Raw genomic sequence first — 6483 nt, 5'->3', positions numbered from 1 at the left:
TGTATAGTTATTTGGTATGAGAGTAATTGTGTCTTCTGTGGTAGTGCATCCAATATTAAAAAGCACAACCAATAACACAGTAATTGACAGAAGTGATCGGACTCGCTTCATCGTTTATTTGAACTTTTATAAATGTAAGAATTTTCGCTTAATTAATTTTAGGACATTGTCCTATAGCGAAACGTTACTTGATTAAATCAAAAAGATCATCTCTGATTCATTGATTCCTTGTTATTATCAAGCGATAATAAAAAACCAATTAGGAACCCAGAAATCAACCCTCCAAAGTGAGCGGCATTATCAACACCAGAAATTAAAAGACCGAGAACTAAATTTACTCCAGCGTAAAGAATGAGAATCAGCCAAACAAATCTTCGTACCTGTGAGTCAAACACCTTAAAAGCAGTTAAGGCCAGTATAATTCCAAACAATCCAAAAATACCACCAGAGGCACCAACGCTTATAACATTGTCATTAAAGTATATACTGGACAAACTAGCCAATAAACCGCATGCTAAAAAAGACAATATCAATTTATGAGGCCCAAGTTTTTGTTCCAAAATAAACCCACTCAATCCAAGCCCCATTATATTCATTAACAAATGCAAGGCTCCACCATGGATAAACACAGAGGACATTAGTCTCCAATATTCTCCATTTAAAACCTCGAGTTTTCTGTTTCCTCCAATTTCCAATAATTCTTGTCCAGTAGGTGATATAATATTGATTCCCATGACCATCATAATAGCAAATACAAGAATGTTTATCCAAATCAAAATGGCAGACCCCTTATATTCGCCCATAGGATTAAGCGCTCTCAGGAAATCCAATAAATCATCATCTTTTGAGGGTTTGCCTAATTTAAATCGTTTTAATTCACTTTCGTTTATTGAGGGTACCAGAACCATTATCAAAAAGATGAACGAACCAATTGCAAAGGATCCAAAAGCCCATTCCAGAGAATTTCCACTTCTTTCCAAAAATGCCCCTTTATGAGGAATTAATATGGTTAAATCACCTCTATCCAGATTAGGGTAACGTAACTGTATAGCATTAACATATCCATCAAGTTCATCAGAATGACCTAGCTTTTCGAAATATCTGGTTCCATAAAAATTATGATGTTTATATTGTATTATCCATGATTCCAGAAACTTTCTGTAAGTTCTGTTTTTCTCAGCCTCGGACATGTGATTACTCATGCTAGATTTGTATTCAATTCCGTACCATACGCTTAGGGAATTTTCAAATGGAAGTGCAATGAATTCGGTAATGTTCAACCTATCGTTTGACCTTCCAGAAACTCTTGCAGTTGTATAGGATGTTTTTGACTCCTTTTCCACAAGAAAGGACGATACCTTAAAGTATTTTTCATTTTTTAAGGCATCAAGCTCCTCAATCGAATTAACTTCATTTAAATCATACGAATTTGTAGAGGTATAATCCTGGGCATTGAGCAGGGTAACGGAAATAGTCCCTGCTATAACGGCTTGATAGAGAAAGTAACCATTATCATTATTGCCCCGAACATTCAAAATTCGTATTCTTCTTCTCAACCAAATCAGTATAGGTATCCATGGTAATCCAAAGGGTATCCAAAAATCCAGTAAATCCTTTTTAAGAGGAATGATGCCAAACTTAATGTCCAACAACCACCTAAGAAAGGTATATAGGAAAACAGTTCCTATGGAAACGACTAAGAACGGTAGATAAACCTTTTGCAGCTTAGTTTTTATGTTTTGTAATTTAATTTTAGGCAATTTGGGTAGGTTGGGTTTGTTCTAATCGTTTATTTGAGCTATTGAAACAATTGATATACATAAGGCTATGAAAAATATCGATAGAAAGTTATTAATCCGATCATGCAAAGTCCAACAATCCCACCAATCTTTCCAATACTGAAAGATTTCAACATCCAATCATCATTTTGCAAACCATTCCAAATTCTATATTCCCTAATTCCTAATATTATTGTAAATACAAAACAAATTGCTCCAAATAATAATTCTAGTTCTTTGTTGTTCATTTTGGCCCGTCACTAATTTTTTAGTGGAGACGTATATTTACATCTCCTTTTGTAATCGTTTATTTGAACTTTTCTTTTTTATTATTCTATTTTGGTAGGGCATTATTGATACAAGGCAACCGACCATAGGTGTCATTTTCACTAAAAAGTTTAAATGCCTCCATATACAGTTCTTCTGTTTCTATTACAACTTTAAGAAGTTCTTCATCCTCACTATTTTCAAAACAATATTTAGCCCTTCCATTTATATATTGATTGTTGGAAGTTATGTTTAAAAACCCGTCTTCATCAATTTTCCATTTGCCTTGTCTGTCTTTTTTATTTAATAACTCACCAACAATTCCTGGCACCATAACTTCATTGTTCTCTTTAAAAACAAGGGCATTTAAAGAGATTTTCTCACCAATGTCTTTTCCTTTATAGGCTATATCTTCAATTGTCCAGACACCAACAAATAGATTTGCCGTATTCCTAGAACATGAAGTCAACATAAATGACAAGACACTTATTACAATCAAAAGCTTAGTTACCGATATTTTTTTGGGTCTTCTCATTAACCTATTACATATCTGTATTTATCGTTTATTTGAACTTTGGATTGAGTCATTTACAATATTAACCATTATCAATCTCTGGCAAAGTTTTGAATTCCCTATTCTGCCCCTTTTTAAGTCTCCGAAAATATTTATTTTGAAGTCGATTCGCTTTTTTGTCTCTTTTTGCTCGGTCATTTTCAGTCAAAAAGTGAATCGCTAAAAGAATTTGAATCTCTCGGTTGTTTAAATCAGTTTTATCAGGGTAATCATTCAATCAGTGTATTCTTTCGCAAACAAAATTCTCCTTTTAGTTTGCAGACTATTAAATCTCCAAATGTCAAATCTGCTCTTTCATTTTTCTTTGGAAGAAATGAACTTGAACTATCAAATGATATTTTAACATTTGGAAAAATCCATTTTATAATTCTAGCAGAAATAAGATATGGCAAAGTCAAAAGCCAGATTAAAGCATTGCTACTGTTGAATAACTCTCCTTCACTTTCAAAATGCTTCCCATAATCAAACTTTTTAAAATTCAGATTATGCTTTTCTACAAATTCTTCTAACAAAAAATAATTGTCATCCCCCCAAAGCCCCAAATCTTCAGCTATTTTTGTATTAAGTCCATTTATATTTTTCCCAGAAGCATTTTCAAGGAAATCTTTAACCTCCTTATACACTTTTCTCAACTCTTTAAACTCAACTTTCATTTTGGGCAAAATATTGTACTACTTGTTTTTATCGTTTATTTGAACTTTTGTGTTAGTTAATTAAAAAATGATGTTTTAACTATTTACATCGATTAAATCCATTTGCTAAATCGTAACAACCTTTAGGGGCTGCATCAATTAGTTTATCATATATCTCCAAATAGTTAATTTCCCTATTAAAATAGTCAACCAGTTTCATCACCTTTTTATCATTTTCAGATTGAAGTTGAGCATCATTAATAATCCAAAACTCCTTGAATCCATAGTTACTTTGATGGGAAATCTCCATAAAATAGCCACCTATGTTTTTTACTTTCTCTTGAGGCAATAACTTGCTAGGGATTTTTTCGATACCAAGCACTTGTATTTTAGTGTAAAGCCGAGAAGACCTATTTCTATTTAAATGTTTGGTTTGAACGAAGTATTTTTTTCTGATTTTATTGTTCAAATAAGGTAAATCTATTGAATCTGGCAACTTTTCAATAAAGCTTATAATGCGCCCATCGATTTTGCCATCTTCACTTTCCCATACCTCAGTTATATGTCTAGTATTTATTAATCTGAAATAGAATTTACTATTTGAAGCTTCAAGAGTTTCTAATGATAAGTCCAAAAGTAGTTTGTCAAGGTATTTTCGGATAGAGGATTTATGAATATTGGGGTTCTCCAAATTGTCAATTTGCCCTTGTCCAATAAAAGGCAACAGGAAAAGTAAGATTAAAAGTGATTTCATTCTCATAATTAATACTATCCGTTTCTAGACTAGTAAAGTACATTTAAATGACTTATTTTGGAATTTAATCGTTGAAATAGTCGAATCGTTTATTTAAACTTTTGGAACTGTGAAAAATTCAATTTTTATAAATCTTCTAATTCATCCAGTTGATAAAGCTTAAACTCAACACCCATTCCGTTTAGGTATTCTTCCAAACTTTGATCAAACCCAACCTGCTTCCTCCAAATATTGACCGAGTCAACATTCTTTATGGGCCAAAGAAAGTATATCCATTCCCCCTGTTTATTGGCCTGTCCCTTTATTTGGGTTCCATACATTTGTTCAAGTCCTTTATCCATAAGGTTTCTGTCTTCCATCATTGCCAATGAGGTTTTGGGTATATCACCATTTTCAGCTGCCTCCCTTATTACTTGGATATATTTGTCTATTTTATCTGAATGTTGGATTACATAAAAGATTGCTTTGTTTGTCGGCTCTCCGACGATGGATAGGCTTGGATATCCATGGTCCTTTATGATTTTTTCCACTTCGGCTAAGTTGGTACTATCGATGTTTTGCATTACTTCAAACCTTTTGTTCCCTTCAATGTCAGAAGGGTGTAGCCCTAATGCCTTTAACAACTCTGATTTCCTTTCTTCAGATAAGTTTCCATCGACTATTTCTCGAATTCCCTGATCTTTCAAATAAATGTTTTCAAGTTGACTTTTAAGGTCAACATCGACAATTGTGGAAGAACCAGAATTGTTATTTTCCTTGCAAGAGATGAACAGTGTCAATATCAACAATAGTAAAGTGGAGTATTTGAACATCTTCTGTTATAATTATTTAGGAGTAGGTTATCGTTTATTTGAACTTTTGGATTTGATTTAGTCTGTCAATATGGTATTCTAACTTATGAAATATTAAATCCCCTGTAAATAAGAATCAAACCAATTACTATAAAAACAATCAGTCCAAAAACGATATTAATATCGTATGATAACAACCAATAATCGTAATTATTATCTTTTTTATTCTCTCTAATGAGCGATACCAACCATATTATCGAACCAAGCACTATAGCAATACCCAAAATTATCTTTTTGATTTCCATTTATTGAAGAGCTCAAATTGCTGATTTCATTTTGATCGTTTATTTGAACTTTATGTTACGATATGCTTTTGTGTATTAAGTTCTTTATCTTTTCTGAATCAAAATAGTCTAGCTCTTTCAAGAGAATTGGCAAAAACTTCTCAAAACTTTTAAAACTAGCGTTTTGTTCGTATTCCTTAATTTTGGCCTCAAATTGCGGTAAAAAAATAAAATTCAACTCTTTAGTGTGGTATTTGCGTAATTCTTTTGCCCATTTTTCATTACCACTCCTTTCAGCTAATCTGATTTCACCTAATCGAACTAGATGTTCTGCGATACAGTCAAACCAATTGTCATAATTTTGTGCTTCCATAACATTTTGAAGTTCAGGGGTGAATAAATTCTCATACCTGTTTAGTAGTATTTTATTTTCATTTCTATCCAGTATTGTATTCACAAATGCGTGGCCGAACTCATGATATGAATTACGCAGGATGAATTTTTCGTTGTCGAAACCAAAATACTCGTATTTATTGGAAATACTATCTTTTTCTACTGGTAAGGAGGCACTGATTACTTGGTAAATCAACATTCCATCAGGAGTGTGCACATACGGCCCAATTCCTCTATACCCATATGCGCCGCCAGTAGGCATTTCAGGAGCAGGTATAATTGTATACCTTATTTTTTTCTCTCGGTAGTATTCTTCCATTTGGTTGACAAAATCTTCTGGAGGCAGGTTGTTCAACACTTCTTGTCTCGCACCATTATAAAATGCCTTGTTTTCATTCAAGAAAGATTCCACATTTGCATCGATATAGAATTCGGATAACTTTTTTATCCATTCATTAATAATTCCTTTTCTATTTGAATATGGTGAATTATCAAGTGAATACTTGAAGTCCGTACTTGGAAAATCATCTAGGTACAATAGAATTTCAGTTAGTTCGTCGAAGTAAAATATTTCGTTTTGTAATAAACTATCGGAAAGTTTAATTGCAGGATGGTTCTTAAATGGTTCAAAATACATTTGGGCGGCAACACACATAGGACGTGTTGGATATTCGCCGGGCCAAACGAACATTTCTATAATATGGGAAGTATGAATGTTGGGATTTAGATCTACTTGAATTTGCTTTTCAACAATTTCTTCTTTTTCGTGATTGCGGTTCTCTGATTTACAACCGAAAAGAAGTACAATGATCCCTAATAGATAAATATTAAATCTCATGGTTTTTCTATGTTATATTGCAATCGTTTATTTGAACTTTGGTAACAGAGCGCTAAACGTAGTGCTGTGATTTCTACGGAAATATAACGAAATCCGTTCAACCATGTCAAAAGAACTTTCCTCCTTATAATCTTATGGCGTGGTTTGTCAAGGAGTCCGCGTGAGCGGACGT

The 6483-nt window shown here is 33.0% G+C and carries 6 protein-coding genes; all 6 read right to left on the bottom strand.

The window, feature by feature from the left end:
* Window positions 1–206 precede the first annotated feature (206 nt).
* Window positions 207–1760, bottom strand: coding sequence for a rhomboid family intramembrane serine protease (locus tag ACQQ5U_RS19310; protein ID WP_437400098.1), 1554 nt, complete (start codon window positions 1758–1760; stop codon window positions 207–209).
* 352 nt (window positions 1761–2112) lie between these two features.
* Window positions 2113–2580 (bottom strand): hypothetical protein, encoded by a 468-nt coding sequence (locus tag ACQQ5U_RS19305; RefSeq protein WP_437400096.1) that lies wholly within the window; start codon window positions 2578–2580, stop codon window positions 2113–2115.
* Between the two features lie 248 nt (window positions 2581–2828).
* A complete protein-coding gene (locus ACQQ5U_RS19300; RefSeq protein ID WP_437400094.1) occupies window positions 2829–3272 on the bottom strand; it encodes a hypothetical protein in 444 nt (147 codons plus the stop codon).
* A gap of 79 nt (window positions 3273–3351) precedes the next feature.
* Window positions 3352–4005, bottom strand: a complete 654-nt coding sequence (locus ACQQ5U_RS19295) for a hypothetical protein (protein WP_437400093.1) — start codon at window positions 4003–4005, stop codon at window positions 3352–3354.
* Between the two features lie 125 nt (window positions 4006–4130).
* Window positions 4131–4817, bottom strand: coding sequence for a DUF6624 domain-containing protein (locus tag ACQQ5U_RS19290; RefSeq protein WP_437400091.1), 687 nt, complete (start codon window positions 4815–4817; stop codon window positions 4131–4133).
* Between the two features lie 339 nt (window positions 4818–5156).
* A complete protein-coding gene (locus ACQQ5U_RS19285; RefSeq protein WP_437400089.1) occupies window positions 5157–6311 on the bottom strand; it encodes a DUF4932 domain-containing protein in 1155 nt (384 codons plus the stop codon).
* Window positions 6312–6483 lie beyond the last annotated feature (172 nt).

Source organism: Flagellimonas lutimaris (genome assembly GCF_051494225.1).
GTDB lineage: Bacteria > Bacteroidota > Bacteroidia > Flavobacteriales > Flavobacteriaceae > Flagellimonas > Flagellimonas lutimaris_A.
The sequence above is the reverse complement of the archived record's forward strand: the minus strand, read 5'-3'. Positions and strand labels throughout refer to the sequence as shown.